We start from the raw sequence: 19,678 nt of genomic DNA, 5'->3' as shown, positions 1-19,678 counted from the left end.
CGCGATGGTTGAATACGTGCAAAACCCTTTACGCGCAACGCCTTCGGCTGCCCAAAGGGGACCGCCTGGGTCGCGCTGGTGCGGCCAGTCTGGCTGGCCCCACTGGGCATATCGGCGCAACATCCGCCGCAGCTTACGGCTCAGGCTTAGTTTACGCGGCCAGGCGGCGTTTCCGGCGCAGCAATCCCATGCGCCCAACCCGGAGCCAGCTTACTGCACCTGGGTGATGAGCTTGAGGCCGTACTTCTCGATCTTGGCGATGAGCGTGGGCCGCGAGAGGCCCAGCAGCTTGGCCGCGCGCGTGCGGTTGCCTCCGGTTATCTCCAGGGCCTCGGCGATGGTGCTCTTGGCCACCGCGTCCAGCACATGCTCAAAGGCCGCGTTGCCCGCATGATCCATGAGCGCGCGGCGGATGAAGGCGCGCAAGGGGTCGTCCCCGGCCGCCGGGGCCTGCTCCTGCTGGTTGCGCTGCCCTCCAACGTGGCCGCCATGGACCCCGGAGCCGCCGACTCCGATGGCTTGGCGCATCTCCTCGGGCCCGATGGGACACCCGCGGGAAAAGATCAGCGCCTTCTGCAACGCGTTGCCCAATTCGCGCACGTTGCCCGGCCAGGGATGGGCGGAAAGCAGGTCCAAGGCCTCGGGCGTCAGCCCCGGGCTCTGCATGTCCATTTCCCGCGCCAGCCGCGCCAGGAAGTGGTTTGCCAAGCGGGGCACGTCCCCTTCGCGCTCGCGCAGGGGGGGCAGAGTCACCGTGACGACCTTGAGGCGGTAGTAGAGGTCCTCGCGCAGGCGTCCGTCAGCCACCGCAGCTTCAAGATCGCGGTTTGTGGCCGCCAGAATGCGCACATCCACCGGGATGGTCTCGCGCCCGCCCAGGCGCTCGATCTGCTTCTCCTGCAACAGGCGCAGGATCTTGGCCTGCACGTTCATGGGCATGTCGCCGATCTCGTCGAGAAACACGGTGCCGCGCTGGGCCTGCTCAATCTTGCCAACGCGCCTGGAACCCGCTCCGGTGAAGGCGCCCTTCTCATAGCCGAAGAGCTCGCTCTCCAGCAGCGTCTCTGGAATGGCCACGCAGTTGATGACCACGAAGGGCTTGTCGGCCCTAGAGCTGTGCTGCCAGAGGGCGCGGGCCACCAGCTCCTTGCCCGTGCCCGACTCGCCCCGGATGAGCACCAGGGCCTCGGTGGGCGCAGCGCGGCCAATGGCCTTGAAGACCTCCTGCATGGCGCGGCTCTGGCCCACCAGGGCGTCGCCCTGGGTGGCCGCGTCGTGGCTGTCCTCGGGCGCGATGGACACCCGCGCCCGCGCCAGCCGCCCGGCGGTGAGGGCCTGGCCGATGAGCCGCAGGATGTCCGGAATGTCGAAGGGCTTCAAAATGTAGTCGAAGGCCCCGAGCTTGGTGGCCTCGATGGCCGTCTCGGTGCCGCCGTAGGCGGTCATGATGATGACGGGCAGCCCCTGGCAGACGGCACGCATCTGCTGCATGGCCTGAATGCCTGTGATGCCGGGCATGCGCACGTCCATGATCACAAGGTCCGGGGCCGCGGCCTTGACCTCGGCCACCCCGGCCTCGCCCGAGCTTGCAGCGCGGATCTCGAAGCCCTCGCCCTCCAGGATCTTGCCGAAGCTCTGGCGCAGCTGGGCGTCGTCGTCCACAATCAGGATCTGAGCCATACCCTCTCCTGGATGGGCAGGACCAGGATAAAGCAGGCGCCTTGGCCCCGGTCCGACGGTTTCAGGTGGATGTAGCCGCCGTGCTCCTCCATGATGCGCTTGGCGATGGCCAGGCCCAGGCCAGTGCCCTCCTCCTTGGTGCTGAAAAAGGGCTGAAACACGTTCTCGGCCACGTCCGGGGGAATGCCCGGCCCGGAGTCCGTGAGCTGGATGATGGCCACGCGGCCCACCGGACCCATGAACCCGGTCTCTTCGGATATTTCCAAGCGGCCATTCTCGCCCATGGCGTCGCACGCATTGAGAATGAGGTTCACCAGCACTTCCTTCAACTGCTCAGGGTCAACGTTCACCGGGGGCAGGGGCTGCTCGCGCCCAATGCGCACGTCCACGCCGTAAGTCTCCAACCTGTGTTTCAAAAGCACCAGGGTCATGTCCACCACGTCGGACGGGCTCACGTACTGCATCTTTGGCTTGGGCGGGCGGGAAAATTCGAGGAAGTTCCTCACGATGGTGTCCAGGTGGCGGATCTCCTCGCTGATGACTTCAAAGTCCTCGCGTTGGCCGGGCGAAAGGTCCAGGCCGCGCTCAAGGGAGAACAGGCGCATCTTCACGCTGGTGAGGGGATTGCGCACGCTGTGGGCCACGCCTGCGGCCAGCTTGCCCACAAGGGCCAGCTTTTCCGCCTGGATGAGGTGCTCGCGCGAGGCCTTAAGCAGGGCTTGGGTTTCGTCCACGTCGCGCAAAAGGCTCGCCACCAGCACGCCCACAGCCCGCACCTCGTCCGACTGTCCTGAGGGCTGGCCAATGGGCTGGCCCTCCTGGTCCGTCCCAAACGCTGGTCCGCCGTATCCGTGCACGGCCAGGACCGCCGCCTGACTGGAGTCCAGTGCCGCGCCCAGGGCCAGCCGCCGGATCGGCCCCAAAACTTGGCGCAATAGCACCCAGCCCAGCAACAAGCCCAGCACCGCGCCCGCCGGAATGACGAACAGCGAAGCCGTGGTGGCCGTTCGCGCCAGGGAGCGCATGGCCGAAACGCCCAAGTCCGCGTCGCGGGTGTGCAGGTTGAACAGCTCGCGCGAGGCCTCCTGCGCGGCTTGGCGGTGCTTGGCCGCCATGGCCGCCATGGGCGCGCCCTCGCCGGGCAGGCTGTCCGCCAGAGCTTGCAGCGCCTTGGCCTGAAGTTCATACTCCTGGTCGACCCGGTCGACGATTTCGCGCCCGGCCTCAAGGGGCTCGCTGGCGCGCACCTGCAGGAGCGACATGGCGATCGACGCCTTGCGGTCCTTGAAATCCTTGGCGCGCTGCGGGTCCATACGGGCGGCCAGGGCGTCAGCCTCCAGGCCGTAAAGCTGCTCCGACAGGGACAAGGCCCCCACCTGCTGGCTCAGGTTCACCTGGCGCAAAATGTCTGTGGCGTCGAGGTAGTGCTGGGCCAGCCAGTACGTGGCCGTAGCCCCGGCGCAAGCGCAGATGGTAAGCCCCGCCAGAAGCGCGAACACCCGTCCGCGCAGCGAGGGCTGCACGCTCATGGCCAATCGTTTCAGCGCCGTGCTCATGCGTGGCCTCCTTACCCTCAACAGCATAACGCATGCGGGCACGCTTGTCAGCCGCGGCGCGCCGCGTGCCCCTGCGCCCCTTTGCCTGTTGCCGAGCCGGCGCGAACAAGTTTCCACCACCCTGGACAACAACGGTGTCAACAGGCTTATTTTGTCTTTTTACCGGCCATATCATGGCGTTTTTTGTCCGCACCGGGCAGGCCGTGCTACACTGCCAGACCATGAACGAAACAAAGCCCGACCTCCTCCGCGTCCACTACTCCCCGCCGCCGACCGTGGCCCGGTTCATGGCCTCGCGCGCCCTGTACCGGGGCCTCATGGGCCCGGTGGGCTCCGGCAAGTCCTCGGCCTGCTCCATTGAGCTCATGGCCAAGGCCAAGGCCCAGGCCCCGGACGCGACCGGCCTGCGCCGCACACGTTTTGCCGTGGTGCGCAACACCTACCGCGAACTCAAGGACACCACTCTCAAGACCTGGCTGTCCTGGTTCCCTGAGGACGACTTCGGCCCCTTTGCACGCACCGAAATGACCCACCACCTGCACCTGCCGCTGGACGATGGAACAAGCATAGAGGCCGAGTTCCTGTTCCGCGCCCTGGACAAGCCGCAGGACCTGAAGAAGCTGCTGTCGCTGGAGCTCACCGGAGCCTGGGTCAACGAGGCGCGCGAGCTGCCGCTCTCGCTCATCGAGGCCCTAGGCGACCGCGTGGAGCGCTTCCCCTCCGCGCGGGAGGGCGGCTGCTCCTGGGCCGGGGTCATCATGGACACCAACCCGCCCGATGCCGACCACTGGTGGCACCGCCTGGCCGAGGAACAGAAGCCAGAGGGCTGGGACTTCTTCCGCCAGCCTGGCGGGCTCCAGGAAATCGACGGTGCCTTCCACCCCAACCCCCAGGCCGAAAACCTGCCCCACCTGCCCAAGGATTTCTATCTGCGGCGCATGGCCGGTAAAAACCCGCGCCACGTGCGTGTCTACTATTGCGGCAAATACGGGTTCGTGCAGGACGGCATGCCCGTGTACCCGGAGTTCGACGAGGCCCGGCACGTCGCCCAGGCTCCCCTCGACGCCGTTGACGGACTGCCGCTCTTTGTGGGGCTGGACTTCGGCCTGACCCCGGCCGCCGCGCTGGCCCAGCGCCTGCCTGATGGCCGGTGGCTATTCCTCGACGAGCTCGTGTCCCAAAATATGGGCATGGTGCGCTTCGCCGCTCTGCTCAACGACCTGCTGCACGAACGCTACGCACAACTCACCCCGGTCATCTGGGGCGACCCGGCAGGCATGGCCCGCGCCCAAACCGACGAACGTACGCCCTACGACATCCTGCGCGCAAAGGGCCTGCACGCCCGGCCAACAACCACCAACGACCCGCTGCTGCGGCGCGAAGCCATGGCCGCCGCCCTTAGCCGCAACATCGACGGCGCGCCGGGGCTCATGCTCTCGCCCCGCTGCCGCACGCTCATTCGCGGCATGGCCGGGGCCTGGCGCTACCGCAGGCTGCTCGTCAGCGGCGAGGACCGCTACACCGACGCGCCCGAAAAAAACCGCTTCTCCCACGTCTGCGAAGCCGCGCAGTACCTGCTGGTGGGCGCTGGCGAAGGGCTACGGCTGCTGACGCCTCAAGGACCAGCGAGGATGCGCCAAGCTAAGGCCGTCAATGAAAGAGGAGGGAGAGGAGAACGGGAAGGATTTTTTTCCGGGGGGGAATGATTCCCCCCCGGGCCCCCCTCAGGGCAAGCGAAAGGGCTTGGGACGAGCTTCGCTCGACCCAAGCCCTTTCGCTTGCAAAGGTGTCGGGATGGGGGTGTTTCCCGCGCCTTCTCCCGCCCCTCTCCAACACTCCAAAACCGGGCGCTTCCCCTCAATCAGCCCGACTCGGCTTTGCGGTGCTACGCGCCGCAAAGCCGAGTCGGAGATTGACGGGGAGTCCGCAAAGCCGCCCACGACAGCCCTGCCCGCCCCCTTGGGCAGCGCCCTCGCCGGGCGTTGCGCCCGGCGAGCCTGCGGAGTCCAGAGGGCGCATGCCCTCTGGCGGGCACTGTGGATGTATTAAAATGATATCCTGCCATGTTCACAACGGTCTGGCATGACTAGCCTTGCCTCTTTCAGTTTTACTCTGGCACCCTAAAAAATTTCCTGGCTGCCTTTCGCCCGGGTCGCTATAATTGGAAGCATGAAGAAACCCACCGCGACCGCTCCGGTCCCTCGGCCCATGGCCAAGGCGTATGCTTACATCCGCCTCTCCTCGCAAGCGCAAGCCGCCGGCGACGGCGAGCGCCGACAGCGCGATACAGCGCAGGAGTTCTCGACCCGGCACGGGTACGAGATCGTCGACTACCTGCAAGACATCGGCAAGTCCGCGTTCCGCAGTTCGAATGCCTTACATGGCGAATTGGCCGAGTTCCTCAAGATAGCGCAAAAAGGTACACTCGAGAAGGGAACGCTCCTGATTGTCGAGTCGGTGGACCGCCTGTCGCGAGACGAACTTCAACCCTCCATACGGCTTTTACTCAACATTTTCGACTACGGCCTTTTGCTCGGCATCATCTCCGAGGACAAAATCTTCAGCGAAATCAACTTCGATGATTTCCTGCAACTGCTCAACGACATGGCGCGCTCAAACAAAGAGAGCGCCATGAAGTCCGTGCGATCCCTCGAAAATTGGAAGACAAAGCGGGAGAAAGCCAAGAAGGGAATCCCTGTCACCAAACAATGTCCTCACTGGATGAAAGTCAAAAACGGCAAGTTCAAACTGATCCCAGAGCGCGTCGAGATCGTCAAACGGATATTCGCCTGGTACTCGGAGGGCAAGGGGCAGGGCAAGATCGCCGACCTGCTGACGGAGAATGGCGTGCAGGCTTGGAACAAACGCAAGCCCGTCTGGCACCAAAGCTACATCTTCAAGTTGCTTCATAACCGGGCTGTCATCGGCGAATACCTGCCAGAAGTGACCACAGCGGGCGGCAGGAAAATCATCGAGACCATCGAAGGCTACTACCCGGCTATAATCGATAGGGACACATTCGAGTTGATCCAGGATAAAACCCGGCTTCGGCGTGAGAACCACGCCGGGAGGAAGGGCAAAAAATACGCGAATCTTTTCCAAGGCATGACCCGCTGCGATGTATGCGGCGCGCGGATGCGCTACCTTAACCATACAAAAGATGTCACGAGGAAAAGTGGTCTGCGGCCTTGGGCGCTCTATCTGGCATGTTCAAGCTCTCTCAAGAAAAGCGGGTGCAAGAACAAACAGTACTACAGCTACTTGCATATGGAAAACTTCATCCTGTCCGGCGTCCTGTCCGATATCGACATCATCGAGGCCGCCGGTATGCACGTCGAGCGGCAGAAGCAGAATCAGGAGCGTGTGAAGGAGCTGGACGCGCAACTCATCCGGGTAAAGGCCACCATTGGCCGCATGATCGAGACGCTGGAGAACGACGACCTCGGGGACATGCCCGAACTCATTCAGGCGCTAGCGAAGAACCGCAAGCGGCGCACAGAACTGGAGGAGCAGCTTGCTACGGCGCGCGCCGGCGCGGCTGAAGCTCGCGAGGCCGCCCAATCTGCGGGTCTGTTCCGCCTCGTGGAGGAAGCCTACGGCGAGAAGATGCCAGAAGGCATCGACATGTCTGAAGAGGCCGTCTACTCCCGCCGGGTGCGCATCGCGGATCAGATGCGCGCTGTCATCGAGGATGTCGCGTTCCACGAGGATCACATGATCCGCATCAAGACACGCGCTGGCACCGTCTACGAGCTTGTGAAGCGCGAATGGACGCGCATCGAAAAGAGCAAGCGCATCGGCGCCAAGGGCACCCTGACTGCCCGAAGCTACGCAGGCCGCGCCGTCATGCAGCTTGGAACCGAAGATGACGAGGAGGCAAAGTAGCCACTAGCCTCCTTTCCTTCTCCATTTCCTTGTCCCGTCCTTTGCCTTCGCTTCCTTCTTTCTTGCCCCCATTCCTTGCTTCCTTGCATTGTCAGGCTCCCAAACGTAAGCCGCCGGACAACAAGCCCGGCGGCAACACTTCGCAACGCCCCGTCCGGGTCGTCACAATTTCCCTGCTATCGCACCGTCAGCGACGCGGAGTTCCCGCAGTCCTTGGTCACGAAAAGGTGCCGGAGGCCGGGGTCGTCGTTCGAAACCAAGACTCCAGAGCGGTTGTGACCATTGCGCCAGCGAGGCGATCCGGCGGGATGCCAGATGGCGCAGTCGTGCCACCATTCGCCCAAGTCTTCGACGGGCTTCGTCTGCGCGGCTTCGCGAAGAAGCTCGGTCGTAAGCGGCACATGGGGCCGCGGCTTGTACTGCGCAGCCATAAGTTCCGCGGAGCGACGGTTCGCGTCTGTTGGTGCTTCGGGCTCCCATGCTTCGCCCCATGCCGTTCTGTTGCGGACGATGACCTTGGCGGCCAACTCGAGCGGATACTTTGCTGCGAAGAGCACGCCGGGGCGGCGGGCAAACGACAGCACGAGCGAGCCGCTTGGCCTCGCGAAATCGCCGTGGGGCCACAAATGGCCTATCTGGCGGAACGGCGGAATGACGGAGTCCGTCGCCGAGATGAGCATGCCACAAATGGGACGCAGCATGGCTGTGATGTCACCGCTGGGCGACGGCCACGCGCCGATGAGTTCCACCGCATCCCTGCTGCCAAGTGAAACGAAGGTGTAGGGTGAGCCGGAGCCGTCAAGGGAGAACGCAGCGGGCGGGAGCGCATCGAGTTCGCGCCAGACGCGGCCCGCGCCGCCCAGCGCTTCCGCGTGAAGGACGAGTCGACGTTGCACGGAGAGCACGTCTCGGACCGTCGTGCGGTGCACACGGCCCTGCGAGTCCAAACAGCCGACCAAGTGGGGGTTGCCCGCCGCTTCGGCGAGCAGCAACTGCCGGGTGATGGAGGAACGGCACGGCTTGCCGGTCCTCCGCGACAAGCAAGGCAGCACTATTGCTTGGGCCAGTGTTGTGAGCGTGAGTCTCGTGGTCATGATCCCTCCTGGTTTTGGTGAAAGGGATCACGATCTCTCGAATTCTCGCTGAAAAATCTAGATCAGAAATTTGCGAAATGACGATTTCAAAGTCTTGACTTCAGCATCGTGCCACAGCGGTCCAGGCAATAAATTTCCTTCATTCCTTCGGCTAGACCATCGCTACACGCACGTTAGCACGAGCGCGCCGTGCGGCAAGGCGACCCCATTCGGGGGCGGCTACGCCGCGCCTTGCCCCACGCCGCTTGCTCGTGCAGCGCACAGCTATGGGGCGACGGTCGAAGATGTCTCGCCGCCGGTGGGGGGCTCGGGTCATAGATGTTGTAGGGAGGGCGTACCGGCCCGCTTTGAAAGGGTGAGGTCGTCTTCCTCAAGGTTTGTGAGCGCTGAAAGGCAGCGGAGTACCTACGCGCTTGCGCCCAGTTCTGGACGGCTAGCCAACTTGTACACGATTTTCATTAAACACCTGAAGTCGATCACTTTTTCCTGGGCTCTTCTCTCGGTTTGTGCTATAGATTGATTCCCAAAACGCACAAAACCAAGGAGAAAATATGGACGGAATCTTCATCTGCACAGCGCTGCTCATCGCCATCGTGCTCCTGCGTCAGCGTGGGCAGGAGTCGGACGCGTTAGCTTACGCGCCGGTTCGCGTGGCCCCGGACGACACCGCCACCGCTGCTGTCATCTGCGGCAGCGGCCTCATGACGCATGAGGGCTCGCTCCTCTTCAGCGACGACGACTGGCCGACAAACAGCGCGACGGACGACAGCACCATATCCTTCGGCTACGAGTCGGATACGAGCCGATGGACTGACCCGACGTATGCGTACGAGCTGGATAATATCTATCACGGTACGCTCGTTGACCCGACGTACCATGACGACAGCTTCACCAACTCATCCACCTTTGACGACTCGTTCTCATCGAGTAGCTTCGATGACAGTTGTTCAAGTAGCAGCTTCGACGATTCCTTCTCATCTAGCAGCTTCGACGACTAGCTGACAGAGACTCTTGCCGTACCGAGACGGCACAGCAAAAGGGGGCCTTGCGGCCCCCTTATCATTTGATGATCCATGATTCGGAATCCTGCCTTGACCGACCTAGTCTCCTTTGCCCGGACGCATTTCCTCGTCCCGTCTGCCCTTCGCTTACAGCTCGGTAGCCAACCGATACCTGCCACGGATTGTTTGTCCGTGGTCGGGCGCAGACGTTGCCTTTGCAGGGGGTTACTATGAGACCTCTGTACCCTGCACGCCGAATCGGCGTACAGGGTACATCCTCGATTCCATTGAAACGGCACTTTCCAAGCCAGTTGATAGCCAGCTAGTATCTTGTCAGTACGCCGCCGTGGGCTTTTACCCCACATGCCGATATCAACCGCCTTAGGCGCTATCTGTGCTCATGATTTCACCGCCAGGGCATTCTTCCTGGCATCTGCTTCTTTCGGCCCCCGAGGTGTCACAGCGAGGCGGTACTCCAAGGCTAGTACATGAGTTTTATAGCGATAGTTCCTCTCGTCGCCGTAGCGGTGCGGGTCGGGCTTTCGCCCTTTAGCATGGCTGCTCTAGCCGCATCGTGCTTATTTCCGGTTGCCAGCCGGTTTCGTCACGCGCAGCCGCCATGCCCCTTCCACGTCACGATCCAAGCCCGTGAGGGCGTAGGTGTCGTCCCGTGACCTGGGTTTCCCAGGTTTGCAGCATTCAACGTATCCAAGCGCACCAACTCGTTGATAGCCATGATCTCAACGACACTTCACACCTTCTGCTAACGCAAAAGTAGCTTGTGCCGCTGGATCCCGAACCGTACAGGCGCGTTTCCGTCGCATACGGCTCTCCGGTTGCGAGCAAACTTGATGAGACCGTCGCTGGCTAGACGACGGCTACTGGTTGGCTACCAGAAGTTTGCTCTCGGTCAAAACGGCAGGGTTAACGATTCCGATTGGCATGGCAAAGACGAGCGCCTTGGTTTTGGAGCGCACGTCTCCTGATCCTCTTCCTCCTACATGTACGGGTTTGCGCATCCCTTCTTGCGGCACGTGAGTGACGTCCACTGCGGGCCGTGTCGGTGTGAGGGCCGACGGGGTAGAATGCGGGGCTGCGCACAGCATACCACGTCGGTGCCGGCGATGCGCAAGGGCAGCGGGCAGGAAAGGCTCGAAGTCAGTCCACCTCAATGATGAAGCCATTTACACTTTATGTTTCAGAATATTGCGTGTCATCGAATGCGCTAGACGCGGCATGCCGGCCGCGATTGTGAAAAAAGTAATTTCGACCAACCCCGGATTTCACGTTGACGGATTTCCCTCAAGCAGTCAGCCGTGATTTGATGGCCCCCCTTTCCGCAACCTTTAACCCGTATACGGAGGTATACATGGCCATTATCAAAAAGGCGACGAAGTGCGACAAGCAGCTCAACATCAAGATTACCGTGCAGGTTCATGCCCGCTATGAAGCGGTCAAGAAGGCTTGCCTAGCGAAGAGCTGGGTGTTCACTCTCCAGCCGGACTTCGAGTCTTGGTTGAACACGCAGCTTGACGGTGCGGAAAAGGAGCTTGCCGCTCACGACAAGACGTTGGCGAAGCAGGCGACCGAGACCGGTGTCGGCGCGTAGCCGTGGGCATCATAAAGGAATACCAGCGGCCCGGGCCGGGGGACGTTGCGCTCGTGCGCCGAGCGCAACGCTCCCTTGCCTTGGCTGGCCGACATCACGATCTGATGCGGTACCTCGAGCGTGACAGTTTCCAGAATGTCGCCGGGGCGCTTGTCGAGCGCTACATGCCGCGCTCCAGCCGGAAGCAGCTTGAGATAGCCGAGGTCTTCGGTGAGCTCTACGCTGTCTGGTTCGTGCTCGCGCCCATCGCCAATGGCGCACAAGGCTACTGGCGCCCGTGGTGGTGCCCCGGCGTCTTCACAAGCTGGATGCGTATCGAAGCGAATCGCTTTCACCGTTGCTGGCTCGGGCATGTCGGCTACGACTGGACAACCACGCAGATAGCGCCCGGTGCGGCGGCGGCACGAATCACCGACGAGGCGTTCATCGCCCACGTGCAGTGTCTGCTTGACCATGCGGCCGGGGGTACGCTGCGCGCCAGCTTCGCCCGGTACGTCCTGGGCAGCCTTGCTTGGCGGCATCTGGCAGAGACTACTCTGTCCGTAGCCCGCGAGTACCGTGCGGGCATGATGTGGAACGAAGACGGCTGTTGGCTCATGTCGGCGAAGCCGTTCGAAGGTGTCGGCGCGGTGTGGACCGACCTGCGCGAGCAGCCGGCGAAGGTTCTCGCTTGGGAAGCGCACGTAGCCAAAGGCTTACTGTACGCTAGGATGCATGACGTGTCCGTGCAGCGCCTGAAAGAGAGCGTGCGCACGGCGCTGGCCTCCGACGCCTCTCCCGAGCACAAACTCCGGCGCATCAACGCCGCGGCGCGTAGCTTTTACCACTTCGCGCGCTACGCGTTTGACGCTCGGCAACAAGCGCAAGAGCTTGAGGCCTGGATATGGCGGCGCGTGAACCGGCACATCGTTCAGACTACGCCGCCGCTTACCGGCCGGTACTTCAATCTGCGCCACGTCCCCTGGGACACGCGGCTGCACTTCGAAAGGAAGTCGTATCTGCTGGATAAAGACGTGTCCGAAGAGCAGTGGATCAACCTGTGGAACCCGCACCGGTAGCGGGAAGGTAGGAGTATAGATGTCGCTCACGTACGACAAGGATGGCTTCAAGCTCTCCATCACCGCCGGTGTCGCAGACGAGGCGAAGGGCAAGCGACGCTGGACTAGGGTGGCAGCCAACTTCATGGGGTATTCATGCTCTGATCTGGAGAGCCTGGCCACGCTCAAGGCATGTCTCGACTGCTTCCGTCGGGGCCAGCTCGCCCGTGGCAAGCCGCAGCCATGTCTGGGGACGGAAGCGGATGGCGTACTGTTCGCCGTTCGGCAAAAGGACAAAGTGCTGTACCTGCAGATGCAGCGCATGGTCGACGGGCGCATGACCGAGGAGACATATCTCGCGCAGCTCGACGCAGCCCGGCTTGAGATAGCCGTCGGAAAAGCCTTTCAGGCCCTGTCGCCCGTAACCGTGTGGGGACCGGAGCCATAACAACAAGCAAAGCAACAGGGGCGGACACGCAAAACCACTCACAGTGCATCCCACTAACCTGCTACTAAGTCTGGTGGGTACGGTTCAGCTAACGGATGGCACATTCAGCAAATTTGAGGAAAACATGATGAAGAAACAGATGCTTGTCATGCCCACTTACACTACAATCTACAAGGATGGCAGGTAGCTGCGGCTCCCTGCTGCTGTGGAGAAGATCGGCTTGCCTCTGCGCACGTTCCGTGCTTGGCGCAATAAGTACCGCTTAGATTCCAATAGCTCGGGATTGTTCGCGAAGTCGACAAGTTCGTGTTTTTCGATCTGAACGCCTGGGCTCGCTATCTTGAACGTATCCAGATGGCGGCTGTCAAGGATGCGAAGGCGCGGCAGAACCGCTTCTGCCTCGTCCTTTTCTTTCCTGCCGCAGCCATCGCGATGGCCATCGCCGCAGCGTTGCTCCGAGACGGGTGCAAATGTTAACCGGCGAGTTCCTTCTTCCTTTGTCTTGGCATGAGATAGATGCGGGAAATCATCAACCCAGCGGCACTTCGGCTCTTCGTTACCATAGGGGCCAATCAATGATCAGAGCAAGTCTGGCGACGGCCAAGAAGGCCTTCTCATTTGCCTTCACAACAGTCCCCACTCTTTGCCAGTGCCCAGCACGGAACTCTCCTTCGGAAGACGCATCAAACACGAACACACGGCTAGGCAGCTGAGCGCAACACAGCGGGCTTGAGCGAAGCCACATCCTTGTCGCCGCGGGCATGCTCACCCGGATCTTCGCCCGCATCCGCGCGGATCTCGTCCACGATGCCCGCGAGGTTGCGCGCCTGCTGGGCCAGCTCGCTCACGGCCCGGGCGCTCTCCTCCATGACCTGGCTCGTCTCCTCGCTGATGCGCCGCATGTCCTCCATGGACTGGCTCACCTCGCGCCCGGACTGGGCCTGCTCCCGCGCGGACTGGGCGATGCCGCGCACCTCCCCGGCGGCGCGGGAGGCCAGCTCCACGATCTCCGCCAGGGCGTAGACGGGAATCTTCAGGATGCGGGCGATGGCCAGCCCGGCCAGGCCCATGGGGCCCGGCGTGGCCGTGAGGATGCAGTCGAAGTCCTGCTCGAAGCACCAGGCCAGCATCTTCAGGAACGGCGGATAGGCCAGGGTCAGCTCCGGATATTCCGGCATGGCGAAGGAGCCCACGGGCTCGAAGTTCTTGGCCCCCTCCATCGGCGCGCCCCTGGTGCAGGTCACGCAGGTCATGTCCTTGCCGTATTTTTTGGCCAGGGCGATCTGCTGCTGGATGGTCAGGGCCACCCCGTTGATCTCTGCGAAGGTGTCCGTAAAATGCGCCACCCGCAGTTCGCCGCCGCTCCGATTCTGCCGACGCACGCCGAAGGTCTCCATGCACATGCCGGTGAAGCTGCGTTCCCTGGCGAACAGTTCGCTTGAGAGGAAATAGGGCGAGAGCAGCGCGTAAAGTGAGCCCGCCGAGGCCACGTCGTGGAACAGCTGAAAGATGTTGGCGCTGCGCACCGAGGCCAGCATCTTGTCGGCGAAGCGCGACAGGAGCCGGTCCGAAACGCGCCGCACGAAGCGCCGCCACAATTCCTCGGGCGGCACGCTGCGGGTCACGCTGCCGCGCGCAGCGGCGGCCAGCTCCGGGTCGGCCTGGATGGTGCGCGTGGCCTCGGAGAGCAGCATGGCCTGGGGCGAATCCTTGTCGGCCAGGCGCTCGTACAGGGCGGTGCGCACCCGGTCCTTGAGGCGCTCCAGAGGTGTGGCGCGGACCTCGCGCCCGGCCCTGGCGGGGTCGAGCAGAATGTCCGCGAGGCGCATGCAGGCGTGGCTGCGGGGCAGCCGTCCGGCGCGGCTTTTGTAGAACTGGTAGGCGATGCCGTAAAGATTGTGGGCCATGGCCCAGGGCGTGGCCGTGCCGCCCAGCACCCGGCCCCGGCCTTCGCGGATGCCGTCAAGCAGGTTCGCCAGCGTGGCCGGGCCGTCGAACTCGGTGTGCCTGCGGGCGATGGACAGAGACGAATGGTCGTCGCTGCCGCCCACCAGGCTCTTGATCCAGGGCGCCGGACCAGAGGGCTCGATGCCATGCCTTTCGGCAAGACGCTCAATGTCCGCAGGCCGCAGCGCCTCCACCACCTGGCGCAGGAAGGCGTTCTGGGACTCGTCGCGCGAGCCGTTCAGCTCGAAGATGTTGAACAGCAGCAGGCACTGCTCGAAATGCGCCGGGGTCAGACGGTCATTGACCGCGAACAGAGGATGCGCCAGCACGTGCACGATGCCTTCCTCGCGCAGGTAGGGCACAAGGTCGAAGACGTTCTCGCGCAGGCGCTGGAACTCCGCGTGCTGGGCCTCGGTGATGTCGTAGGCCAGCACGTGCAGCTTGCAGCGGTCCTCGGGAAAGTATGTGGTGATCTCCTCGCTGACGAAGGCCCCTGGCAGGTGCGCGATCTCAAGCGAGCCGCTGATCGTGTTGTGGTCGGTTATGGTGACCATGCCCATGCCCCGGGCACGCGCGATCTCGTAGATGCGCATGGGCTCGGTGAAGCTTTCCGGGCACCCCATGCGCTGCAGGATCCATTGGGAGGGACGCGTTGAAAACTTGGAGTGGACGTGCAGATCGATACGAAAGGCGTCTGGGATCACAGAGCCTCCTGGTCATGCGCAACGGCGCAACCGGCCGCGTTCATTGTCGGCCTGGCAATGCACGCAAAGCTGGGCGGTAGGGTTGGCCATGAGCCGCGCAAGGCCGATCTCCTCGCCGCATTCCTCACAGTCGCCGTAGCAACCGGTGTCCATCCGCTTGAGGGCGGCCTCAATCTCGCCTCGGCGCTCCTCCAGCCTGCGCCGCAGGGCGATCTGCATGCCCACCTCCACCACGCGCGAGGCAAATTCGTTCTCATCGGCGCAGGCGTCGAGCCGGGGTTGCTCGTCCAATTCGGCGTCGGGGCAGGGCCGCACGCGGCAGCCATCGAGGGCATCAAGCAGGCGTTTGCGCAACATCTCCAGCATGGTCTCCTCCGTAGGTAGCGGTTGAGCCGGTCTTTTCCGGTGTGCAGAGAATGTCTAGCATGACGTTTGCGCGGGCAGGTTTCCTCTGTGTGACGCCAGCGGAACAAATTGTCCTCTTTATGGGGGCACCGAATAGTGAGGGGCGGCTGAAATGAAGTTTGCCGAGCCAAGAACTTATCCGTAATCAAATGGCACTGTATTCTTTTTTTCCTATAATTCAGAGCGGATGTGCATCATGGAAAGTCCGTTCATGGCGAGGTGTCTGATGAGTTCTGGGGGCATGTTGGACCGCTGATGCCTGCGCGTAAGGGTCTGGACGAGGGAAGCGACAATCGCAGGCAAGACGGGGAAATAGTCGATGGACCCCCGTAAAAGGCATGAGGGCATCGTGTTCGTGTTTCGCAGAAGGCTACCAGTAGAAAGCTCCTCCCAAGGAGCAGTTTGGCAACGCAAGTTCGGTGCGCAAACACTTCCGAAAGTAGCTCAACGCTGGATTATTCTTGCAGCTCTGGCAAGTTGGGCTAGCAGAGTACGACGACATGGAAAGTGTCGCCAGGGTGTGGCAAAGCATCAAAGGCTCAATGGTTAGGCTCTTTTGGCTCAAGAATCCGTCGGGCGAAATCAAAGGACCGGGTGGAGAAATGGAAGCAAGCGGCAGGTGTTGGTGGACGAGAGTGGAACCCCACTGTCGATCATCGTAACCGGAGCGAACAGGCATGAAGTAACCCAGCTTACACGACTGATGGTAACGGTAATTTTAACTACGGCAGGCAAAGGCATGGTATGCCTCTATGCCGACAAGGGCCACGATTGAGATCCAGCGCAAAGAGCAATCGCTGAGAGGGGATTCATGCCATGTTTCTTCTGGAAGAAACATGGCCTGGGCGTTCGTGAAAGAATCGATGTTGGGTGTTCGAGGTGACGCACTCTTGGCTCAATCGGTTCAGGAAGCTCCTGGTTCGATGAAAATAGTTAGCGGATAGCTTCGAGGCCTTGCTTCACCTGGCCGCAGCAAAAACTTGGTGGGGAAAAGTGACAGCAATTTACGGTTAGGTTCTAGGTCTGCGCCGTCTGGCACTGGTCGGGCTCGCGCCACGACCACGCCAGCCAGACGATGAATACTGTGCATGCGATTTCGATGGCGCTGAAGAAGATATAGTAAAGAGAAGGTGTCGTCCCAGTAAAGAGCGTCGCAGACTGGACGCCGGTCATAAGCGTCCCGGAGAAGAGGTTGGCTAGGCGGTTCATCTTGTGCCGCATAACTTTCGTCAGGATGGTCATGGCGATGGGGATCTCCATCAATATGGCTGCCCCGAACAGGAATTCCCTGGTGATTGGCGTTCCGTCAACACGGCCAGATAAAAACTGCTTCAGGATGTCATTGTCCATAAGCATCACAACGTCGCAATAGAGGTAATTGAACATTACGAATATCCACAACCCCGAAAGAGTTGATTCCACGCTTCGCATCTGCTGCCCTCGCGATACAGGGTTGGTGGTTCAGATAAATACTGTCGCACTGTGCCTGATGCGATGTGACGAGGCAACATATTGTACGCACTGAAAATGACGGAGGTGGCGAAAAATGCGCCAAGTTCCCAAAAGCCCCCGGCATTTCTTCACCTGGCCGAAGCAATCGTTTGGTTGAGAAATGTAACAACTATTCACGGATAGGCTCTAAGCCCCGACAGACACATGTATGGGGGAATTGACCGCGCCGTGGGGTCTGAGGCCTTGAAGGGCCTCCACAATATTCTCAGCCGCCTCCATGGCGATTTCCAGGCGGACATGCTCCACGGCCGAGCCAAGGTGCGGAGTGAACACTGTTCGCAATTCCGAATCAAGTAGGGCCAAGTTCACTGCATTTGGACGTCCCGGCAGAGCCCAGTCCTCGAACTCAAAGACGTCCGCCGCGTATCCCGCCAGTCGGCCTTGGCGTAGCGCCGCCGCCACAGCGGCCTCGTCCACGCAGGAGCCTCGTCCGGCGTTGATGAGCAGACAGTCTGGCCGCACAAGGGCAAGCTTTTCCGCGCCGAGCAGGTGCCGCGTACCAGGGGCCAACGGGGTAAGCAGAACGACGAAGTCCGACCTGCGCAGCAAGTCATCCAGCCCGGTCTGCTCCACGTGGAGCTCCGCAGCCCGGTCCGGCCCAAGAGGGCAGACATCGTGCCCCAGCAGCCGGGCACCCCAGCCCTGGAGCCGCCCCGCCACAGCCTGCCCGAGCCTGCCCATCCCAATGAGGCCGACGGTTGATCCCTGTATCCCTGTGCCGTAGAGAGTGGGCCGCCAACCGTGAAAGTTCCCGCCCATGACTATCTGGTCCCCTTGACGGAAATTGCGTCCAAGCGAGAGCATGAGCCCGATGGTCAGCTCCGCTGTGGGCACAGTAAGCAGGTCCGGCACGTTGGTGAGCCATACACCGCGCTCGGTGATGGCCTCCACGTCGTAGTTGTCAAAGCCTTTGAGCGCCGCCCCGATGACCTTGAGTCTTGGGGCGTGGTTTAGGAGCTCCTGGTCCACCCAGTCAGGCATGAACATCATGGCTGCATCCGCTTGGGCCAACCGCAAGAACAATTCCTTTCTGGGTAGGCTTTCGCGGGTGTCGTTCAGCAGGAGGCGGCAGTGTTGCGTCAGATACTCGGTCACTTCGGGGTGTATCCAGTGCGTGATGACGGTGAGCGGTTTTTCCTTCATGCGAATTTCCCCCTGAGCCAAGAGCCCAGCGCATCGACAAGTGTCACCATGACAAGCATGACAAGCAAGAGCGCGGCCACCTCCTGGTACTGCATGAGGCGCAGCGAACCCATGAGCTGGAAGCCTATGCCCCCTGCGCCGACCATTCCCATGACCGTAGACGCCCGAAAGTTGTATTCCCAGCGGTACACGGCAATGTCGGCCATTTGGGGCAGCACCTGCGGAAGCATGCCGTGGAGCATGACCTGCATGGGAGTGGCGCCTGTGGCCCGGATGGCCTCCACCGCACGCTTGTCGCAGTGCTCCACGGATTCGGCAAAGAACTTGCCCACCATGCCCACGGAATGTAGCCCCAGTGCCAGCACACCCGGGAGCGCCCCGAACCCCACAGCCGCCACGAACACGATGCCCATGATCAACTCCGGCACTGAACGCAGGAAATTAAGCACCCCCCTGGCGAGGCGGTGGACCACGGGATGCGGCGAGGCGTTTGCGGCCGCCAGAAAGCCCAGGGGAATCGACAGACACACGGCCAGGAAGGTCCCGGCCACGCTCATGGCCAGTGTGTCCAGCAGCGGCATGCCCCAATTCGCCCAGTTGCTGAAATCCGGGGGCATCATTTCGCCCAGGAGGTCCGCCAAGGCCGGGCCAGCCTCCATGAGCCTTTGGGCGTCGAACAGACCGGAATGCGCAAGGCAAGCCCCAACCGCCAGCATGCCCAGTCCGGCCTTGGCGAGGCTTGCCAGGTATTCCCGCCTCAGTTCACCGATGGTGAATTCATATGTTTTGGACATTGCTACATCTTGGCCAGGTCGAGGTTGAGAATCTTGGCCAGGTCACGCACCACATCGTAGTCTTTGTCCGTGATGGCAACGAACCCGTCAGCCTTGAAGGGCTTGAGCACTGCCGGATCGTTCAAGCCGGTGAAGGCGGCCCTGATCTTTTCCTTGAGGGCGGGGGCAAGGTTGGAGCGCATGACCCAGGGGTATTCGGGAAACTCCTTGGACACGGCCAGCACTTTGACCTTCTTCAAGGAAATGGTGCCCTTTTCCACGAGCATGTTGAAGATGGACTCGGAGAGCCCGCCCGCCTGGGCGTTGTTGTTTTGCACGTTCAGGGCCACGGCATCATGGCTGCCCAGGAAGTGCTCCTCATAGTCGCGCTTGGGCTCCAGTCCCTTGGCCTTGAGGATGGACTTGGGGATCAGGTGCGAGGACGTGGACGCGGTATCCCCGTAGGCCATCTTCTTGCCCTTGATGTCCTCGATGCTGTTCACCCCGGAAGCGATGCTGCCAATGACCACGCCGCGATAGGTGGCCTTGCCTTTCTTCTGCATGGCCGCGAAGGGCTCGATGTCACTCTTGGATTTGGCCAGAACATAAGACAGGGGACCGAAGAAGCCCAGGTCGAGGCGGCCGTGGCGCATGGCCTCGATCATGGAGGAGTAGTCGGTGGTGACCACCAACTCCACTTTCTTGCCCAGACTCTTCTCCAGATAGTCCTTGAGGGCCTGGTTGTTCTTGATGATGGTGCTGGGGCTTTCGTCCGGCAGCAGGGCTACCTTGAGCGTTCCCGGATCAGGGTTGGCGGCAAAGGCATGGGTGCCAAGGATGAGGCTCATGCCGACAAGCAGAAGCGATGCGATGCGTTTCATGGA

General features: G+C 61.7%; 17 protein-coding genes. 7 read left to right on the top strand and 10 right to left on the bottom strand.

The window, feature by feature from the left end:
* Nucleotides 1–210: 210 nt before the first annotated feature.
* Both Q8O35_RS05695 and Q8O35_RS05690 read right to left on the bottom strand, forming a co-directional pair.
* Nucleotides 211–1,680 (bottom strand): sigma-54 dependent transcriptional regulator, encoded by a 1,470-nt coding sequence (locus tag Q8O35_RS05695; protein ID WP_305571546.1) that lies wholly within the window; start codon nt 1,678–1,680, stop codon nt 211–213.
* The gene (locus Q8O35_RS05690; RefSeq protein ID WP_305571544.1) at nt 1,665–3,236 is read right to left on the bottom strand and encodes a sensor histidine kinase; all 1,572 of its coding nucleotides are present in this window, start codon (nt 3,234–3,236) and stop codon (nt 1,665–1,667) included. The genes Q8O35_RS05695 and Q8O35_RS05690 overlap by 16 nt, the downstream gene beginning before the upstream one ends.
* 221 nt (nt 3,237–3,457) lie before the next feature.
* On the opposite strand from Q8O35_RS05690, the gene Q8O35_RS05685 reads away from it, so the two are divergent.
* Both Q8O35_RS05685 and Q8O35_RS05680 read left to right on the top strand, forming a co-directional pair.
* Nucleotides 3,458–4,942, top strand: a complete 1,485-nt coding sequence (locus Q8O35_RS05685) for a hypothetical protein (RefSeq protein WP_305571542.1) — start codon at nt 3,458–3,460, stop codon at nt 4,940–4,942.
* A gap of 463 nt (nt 4,943–5,405) precedes the next feature.
* On the top strand, nt 5,406–7,121 hold the full coding sequence (locus Q8O35_RS05680; RefSeq protein WP_305571540.1) for a recombinase family protein: 1,716 nt from the start codon (nt 5,406–5,408) through the stop codon (nt 7,119–7,121).
* A 176-nt stretch (nt 7,122–7,297) separates the two neighbouring features.
* Here the strand turns inward: Q8O35_RS05680 and Q8O35_RS05675 are convergent, their stop codons facing one another.
* Nucleotides 7,298–8,215 carry a hypothetical protein gene (locus Q8O35_RS05675; RefSeq protein WP_305571538.1) on the bottom strand — a complete coding sequence of 306 codons (918 nt, stop codon included), beginning with the start codon at nt 8,213–8,215 and terminating at the stop codon, nt 7,298–7,300.
* Between the two features lie 551 nt (nt 8,216–8,766).
* On the opposite strand from Q8O35_RS05675, the gene Q8O35_RS05670 reads away from it, so the two are divergent.
* From Q8O35_RS05670 to Q8O35_RS05655, 4 genes are all read left to right on the top strand, one after another.
* Nucleotides 8,767–9,213, top strand: coding sequence for a hypothetical protein (locus Q8O35_RS05670; RefSeq protein WP_305571536.1), 447 nt, complete (start codon nt 8,767–8,769; stop codon nt 9,211–9,213).
* Nucleotides 9,214–10,585: 1,372 nt separating this feature from the next.
* A complete protein-coding gene (locus tag Q8O35_RS05665) occupies nt 10,586–10,825 on the top strand; it encodes a hypothetical protein (protein WP_305571534.1) in 240 nt (79 codons plus the stop codon).
* Between the two features lie 2 nt (nt 10,826–10,827).
* Nucleotides 10,828–11,883 carry a hypothetical protein gene (locus Q8O35_RS05660; RefSeq protein ID WP_305571532.1) on the top strand — a complete coding sequence of 352 codons (1,056 nt, stop codon included), beginning with the start codon at nt 10,828–10,830 and terminating at the stop codon, nt 11,881–11,883.
* A 19-nt stretch (nt 11,884–11,902) separates the two neighbouring features.
* The gene (locus tag Q8O35_RS05655) at nt 11,903–12,310 is read left to right on the top strand and encodes a hypothetical protein (RefSeq protein ID WP_305571530.1); all 408 of its coding nucleotides are present in this window, start codon (nt 11,903–11,905) and stop codon (nt 12,308–12,310) included.
* A gap of 168 nt (nt 12,311–12,478) precedes the next feature.
* Here the strand turns inward: Q8O35_RS05655 and Q8O35_RS05650 are convergent, their stop codons facing one another.
* The 3 genes from Q8O35_RS05650 to Q8O35_RS05640 form a co-directional block, all read right to left on the bottom strand.
* Nucleotides 12,479–12,886 (bottom strand): hypothetical protein, encoded by a 408-nt coding sequence (locus Q8O35_RS05650; RefSeq protein ID WP_305571528.1) that lies wholly within the window; start codon nt 12,884–12,886, stop codon nt 12,479–12,481.
* A gap of 125 nt (nt 12,887–13,011) precedes the next feature.
* Nucleotides 13,012–14,961 (bottom strand): hypothetical protein, encoded by a 1,950-nt coding sequence (locus Q8O35_RS05645; RefSeq protein ID WP_305571526.1) that lies wholly within the window; start codon nt 14,959–14,961, stop codon nt 13,012–13,014.
* Between the two features lie 12 nt (nt 14,962–14,973).
* The gene (locus Q8O35_RS05640; protein ID WP_305571524.1) at nt 14,974–15,327 is read right to left on the bottom strand and encodes a TraR/DksA family transcriptional regulator; all 354 of its coding nucleotides are present in this window, start codon (nt 15,325–15,327) and stop codon (nt 14,974–14,976) included.
* Between the two features lie 595 nt (nt 15,328–15,922).
* Between Q8O35_RS05640 and Q8O35_RS14820 the strand changes: the two genes are divergently transcribed.
* Nucleotides 15,923–16,141 carry a transposase gene (locus tag Q8O35_RS14820; RefSeq protein ID WP_371133099.1) on the top strand — a complete coding sequence of 73 codons (219 nt, stop codon included), beginning with the start codon at nt 15,923–15,925 and terminating at the stop codon, nt 16,139–16,141.
* A gap of 242 nt (nt 16,142–16,383) precedes the next feature.
* Here the strand turns inward: Q8O35_RS14820 and Q8O35_RS05635 are convergent, their stop codons facing one another.
* From Q8O35_RS05635 to phnD, 4 genes are all read right to left on the bottom strand, one after another.
* On the bottom strand, nt 16,384–16,797 hold the full coding sequence (locus Q8O35_RS05635; protein WP_305571522.1) for a DUF6326 family protein: 414 nt from the start codon (nt 16,795–16,797) through the stop codon (nt 16,384–16,386).
* Nucleotides 16,798–17,004: 207 nt separating this feature from the next.
* Nucleotides 17,005–18,021, bottom strand: a complete 1,017-nt coding sequence (locus Q8O35_RS05630; protein ID WP_305571520.1) for a phosphonate dehydrogenase — start codon at nt 18,019–18,021, stop codon at nt 17,005–17,007.
* Nucleotides 18,018–18,815 (bottom strand): phosphonate ABC transporter, permease protein PhnE, encoded by a 798-nt coding sequence (gene phnE, locus Q8O35_RS05625; RefSeq protein WP_308735276.1) that lies wholly within the window; start codon nt 18,813–18,815, stop codon nt 18,018–18,020. The genes Q8O35_RS05630 and phnE overlap by 4 nt, the downstream gene beginning before the upstream one ends.
* Before the next feature lie 2 nt (nt 18,816–18,817).
* The gene (gene phnD / locus Q8O35_RS05620) at nt 18,818–19,675 is read right to left on the bottom strand and encodes a phosphate/phosphite/phosphonate ABC transporter substrate-binding protein (protein ID WP_305571518.1); all 858 of its coding nucleotides are present in this window, start codon (nt 19,673–19,675) and stop codon (nt 18,818–18,820) included.
* Nucleotides 19,676–19,678: the final 3 nt, after the last annotated feature.

Source organism: Humidesulfovibrio sp. (genome assembly GCF_030689645.1).
In the GTDB taxonomy this organism is placed as follows: Bacteria; Desulfobacterota; Desulfovibrionia; order Desulfovibrionales; family Desulfovibrionaceae; genus Humidesulfovibrio.
Note: the sequence above shows the minus strand (reverse complement) of the source record. Positions and strands in the feature narration are given on the sequence as shown.

Excerpts from the sequence above, each read along its gene's own strand:
- Q8O35_RS05680 (WP_305571540.1), top strand. The coding sequence starts at position 5,406 with ATGAAGAAACCCACCGCGACCGCTCCGGTCCCTCGGCCCATGGCCAAG.
- Q8O35_RS05695 (WP_305571546.1), bottom strand. The coding sequence starts at position 1,680 with ATGGCTCAGATCCTGATTGTGGACGACGACGCCCAGCTGCGCCAGAGC.
- Q8O35_RS05675 (WP_305571538.1), bottom strand. The coding sequence starts at position 8,215 with ATGACCACGAGACTCACGCTCACAACACTGGCCCAAGCAATAGTGCTG.
- Q8O35_RS05690 (WP_305571544.1), bottom strand. The coding sequence starts at position 3,236 with ATGAGCACGGCGCTGAAACGATTGGCCATGAGCGTGCAGCCCTCGCTG.
- Q8O35_RS05630 (WP_305571520.1), bottom strand. The coding sequence starts at position 18,021 with ATGAAGGAAAAACCGCTCACCGTCATCACGCACTGGATACACCCCGAA.
- Q8O35_RS05655 (WP_305571530.1), top strand. The coding sequence starts at position 11,903 with ATGTCGCTCACGTACGACAAGGATGGCTTCAAGCTCTCCATCACCGCC.
- phnE (WP_308735276.1), bottom strand. The coding sequence starts at position 18,815 with ATGTCCAAAACATATGAATTCACCATCGGTGAACTGAGGCGGGAATAC.
- Q8O35_RS05665 (WP_305571534.1), top strand. The coding sequence starts at position 10,586 with ATGGCCATTATCAAAAAGGCGACGAAGTGCGACAAGCAGCTCAACATC.
- Q8O35_RS05635 (WP_305571522.1), bottom strand. The coding sequence starts at position 16,797 with ATGCGAAGCGTGGAATCAACTCTTTCGGGGTTGTGGATATTCGTAATG.
- phnD (WP_305571518.1), bottom strand. The coding sequence starts at position 19,675 with ATGAAACGCATCGCATCGCTTCTGCTTGTCGGCATGAGCCTCATCCTT.
- Q8O35_RS05640 (WP_305571524.1), bottom strand. The coding sequence starts at position 15,327 with ATGCTGGAGATGTTGCGCAAACGCCTGCTTGATGCCCTCGATGGCTGC.
- Q8O35_RS05685 (WP_305571542.1), top strand. The coding sequence starts at position 3,458 with ATGAACGAAACAAAGCCCGACCTCCTCCGCGTCCACTACTCCCCGCCG.
- Q8O35_RS05670 (WP_305571536.1), top strand. The coding sequence starts at position 8,767 with ATGGACGGAATCTTCATCTGCACAGCGCTGCTCATCGCCATCGTGCTC.